A 3,537-nucleotide genomic window follows, 5' to 3' on the forward strand; every position below is an offset into this window, starting at 1 on the left:
CGCGCCGCCGTAACCCGCGCCACGCGGGTTGCGGCCGCCCTGTCGGCTGCCGCCGCCACGCTGGTCGCGCTGGTCGCGACGCTCGGAGGCAGCGGATTCCGGACGGGGAGTGACGAACGGCGCGATATCGCCGACCAAGGTCTTCACCTGGGCGGAATGCGCGGTCACCTGCTGGGGCTTGGCGCCGATACCGGCCTTGCGCAGCAGTACGGCCACATCGCGACGCTGCTCCGGCAGGACCACGGTCACCACATCGCCGGCGCTGCCGGCGCGGGCGGTGCGGCCCGAACGGTGCAGGTACGCCTTGTGTTCGGCGGGCGGGTCGACGTGGACGACCAGTTCGACGTCATCGACGTGTACGCCGCGGGCGGCGATATCGGTAGCGACGAGGACCTTGATACTGCCGTCGGCGAACGCGGCCAGGTTGCGGTCACGGGCGGCCTGCGACAGGTTGCCGTGCAGGTCGGTGGCCGGAATGCCCGCGGTGGTCAGCTGCTTGGCCAGTCGACGCGCGTGATGTTTGGTGCGCATGAACAGGATTCGGCGGCCGGTGCCGGAGGCGAGAGTGTTGATGAGGTCGCGCTTGGCATCCGCGCCATTGACCTCGAAGATGTGGTGCGTCATCGCCGCGACGGGGGAGTTGGCCTCGTCGACGCTGTGCGACAACGGATTCCGCATAAAGCGGTTCACCAGCTTGTTCACCCCGTTGTCCAGGGTGGCGGAGAACAGCAGGCGCTGGCCGTCGGCGGGCGTCGCTGCCAGGATGCGGGTGACGCCTGGCAGGAACCCGAGGTCGGCCATATGGTCGGCCTCGTCGAGCACGGTGATCCGCACGGAATCCAGCGAGACGAGGCGCTGCTTCATGAGGTCCTCGAGACGGCCGGGGCAGGCGACCACGATGTCGGCGGTCTTCAGCTCCCGGGCCTGCCGGTTCTGCGGGACACCACCGAAGACGGTGGTCACCTTCAATTTGCAGGCGGCGGCCATCGGCTCGAGCGCGGCGGCGATCTGCGACGCGAGCTCACGGGTCGGGGCCAGCACCAGCCCGATCGGCTGGCTGGTCTTGCGGGTGCCGCCGGCACCACCGGCCAGCCGGTCGACCATTGGGATGGAGAAGGCCAGCGTCTTACCGCTGCCCGTCTTACCGCGGGCCAGGACGTCGCGACCGGCGAGGGTGTCGGCCAGCGTGGCTTCCTGGATGGGGAACGCCGTGGTCAGGCCGCTCGCTGCCAGGGAATCGACCAACTGCTTGCGAACGCCGAGGTCGGCGAAGGACGTGGCAGGGCTCGATGAATTAGTTGTCATAAGGGGTTCGGGGTGCCTTTCGAGCATCAGAGTGAACCGCAGCGGTGCGGGAAAGTCGCCCGCAGGTGCTGGGTGGCCCGACGCGAAGAGAAGACATCCACGACGGAGAGGAGTATGCAAGATCGATACTCGCCGTCGATAACCATAGCCGAGGTTCGGCGGTTTAGCGGTATCGAGTCGCGGTGACGTTGCCCTCTAGTTGGTCCTACCAGGTCAGATGCGCCAATATCTCGGCGGTATTGGTGCCGCGCGTCATGGCTAGGAGGGCCTCGACGGCATTATCGATGCCCGCCGCACAGGGCGATTCGCCCCGAGCGATTCATGGTCACCAGGGCGGCGTCGAGGTGATCGCAGCCGACATCGTCGAAGTGGCGCGCCAGGCGGTCAGTCCGGTGATGCCGAGTACGCCCAGATCGGGCTGGGTCGGAGCGAGATTCGGATCGACCAGCTGTGCCTGAGTGATTTCGAGGAGCAGGTACTCCCGCGAACCGGGGAAGTGCGGGACGGTGCCCCCGACCGGGATGGGCCTCGGATCCGGATGCGACGACCATGCCGATCGCCGGAGCCGCTGAAATCGATGTGTGGATTTGCGGTTACCGAGCGACGCGGGATTCGGTGCGGAGTCCGTCGAGCAGCGCGGTGATCCCGGTGACGAACAGCTCACGCCACGAATCCGGTCGGCGACCGGACTGTCCGAAACCGCCGCCGCCTCGGCTCGGCCGAATGCCTGCGCATGCGATCGTTGCGCCAGCTGACGCACAGCATCATATTTGCTGCCGACTTACTGATAGACCGCCGATCGCGAGACGCCCATGGTGCTCGCGATGTCGTCGATGGTCATTCGCCGCACGCCGAAGCGTGGCAGACACTCATATACGTGGCGTCGAGGGCACGCGCGGTGATGTCTGGCGCTGCTGTATGGCCGGATGCGAAGAGGTTGCTGTCTGGTTTCAATCAGCTCTAGACAAAATCTAGTTAACTATTGGCGAACTAATATTGCTGGCGGGTTGGGGTGACCATGTGGAGGCAGCAGTGCGTATACGCCGAGAATGCATCCGATTCGCCCGCGGCGGGTGGCTCGCTCCCCTCGCCATGGCAGCAGTCCTCGTTCTCAGCCCGATGGCCATGCCCTCCGCGAACGCAGATACCGACTACGGCGGCTGCGTACTTTTCACCAACGATCGAGCCGCAACAATCGACTCACTCCGATTCCGTTGCAGCCCAGCACAGCAGGACGCGATATTCCTCGATGCACCGGGCGGGAACGTGCCGATGGGGGTCAAGGACGGATGGGTGGCCCGGCCGCCGGAAATGCAGGGGTGGGCTCCGGCGCTGTGGATCGGCAAAACCTTCTACACCGGTCCGGAAGGCGGATTCCTTATGAACCGCCTTACCGGCGCGGGTATCGAGGGCTGGCCCGCTGATGTCTACTCTGGTCCGGCTCTGATGGATGGTCGGCCGACCTGGGTTTTGAACTATGCTCCCTCGCCGACTCCGCAGGTTTATGACGAGATCCGTGAAGTTACGCCGGGGGTGTGGTTCGGGTACTCGTGGTGGCGTGATGGGGGGCAGGTCAGTTTGATGTTGACCTTCATCCTTGCGTGAGGGGATCGGCGGGCGATGTTGAGGGGGAGTTGGTGCTTGTTCGGGGGAGGTGGTGGTGTTGGAAACCAGATCCGTTCGGGGGTCGCGGTTCGCTGGCAAGATTAAAAGATGAAGAGCATGAAGTGTGGTTGCGTTGGGTGTCTTTCCTGACCTTCGCTGACGCGACTTGGGAGCCGTGGTCTTGCGTTCCAGCCGGGGGACTGCACGGATGCTGATTTCGAGATTTTGATGAAGAGCCATGTGTGGAAACTGTTGTCGCGCTGGGAGGAAATCCCCTGTTCGGTCACCGATCAGGGTTGGCCGATCGGGGCGCGTGGTTACGCGCGGGGGTGCTCCGCTGCGCGATCGCGGGCCGGTCGCGCGGACGCGGGTGGTGTGTGGTTACGGGTGATGTGTGGTTACGGGTGATGTGTGGTTACGGGTGATGTGTGGTTACGGGTGGGTTGGCTCCGCTGCGCGGTCGCGGGTGCGGTCGGTGCGGTGGCGGGAGAGCATGCCCGACAGGACTCGTTCGGGGTGGTGGCGCAGGTTCACGCGTGGTCGCCGTGCGCGGTCGATCGTGCGAGGAGGTTGCCAGCCGGTCCGGCCAGGATGAGCCGAATCAGCACCGAGTTTGATCGTGGCCCA

The 3,537-nt window shown here is 65.2% G+C and carries 3 protein-coding genes; 1 reads left to right on the forward strand and 2 read right to left on the reverse strand.

What is annotated here, in order from left to right; genetic code table 11:
• On the reverse strand, nt 1–1,305 hold a 1,305-nt coding region (locus NU1_RS39815; RefSeq protein ID WP_157553673.1), incomplete at its 3' end, for a DEAD/DEAH box helicase.
• A 325-nt stretch (nt 1,306–1,630) separates the two neighbouring features.
• On the reverse strand, nt 1,631–2,065 hold the full coding sequence (locus tag NU1_RS39820; protein WP_067529721.1) for a hypothetical protein: 435 nt from the start codon (nt 2,063–2,065) through the stop codon (nt 1,631–1,633).
• 272 nt (nt 2,066–2,337) lie between these two features.
• On the opposite strand from NU1_RS39820, the gene NU1_RS39825 reads away from it, so the two are divergent.
• Nucleotides 2,338–2,910 (forward strand): hypothetical protein, encoded by a 573-nt coding sequence (locus NU1_RS39825; RefSeq protein WP_245720524.1) that lies wholly within the window; start codon nt 2,338–2,340, stop codon nt 2,908–2,910.
• The last annotated feature ends 627 nt before the right edge of the window (nt 2,911–3,537 follow it).

The sequence above is a fragment of the Nocardia uniformis NBRC 13702 genome, from assembly GCF_001613345.1.
GTDB classification, from domain to species: Bacteria; Actinomycetota; Actinomycetes; order Mycobacteriales; family Mycobacteriaceae; genus Nocardia; species Nocardia uniformis.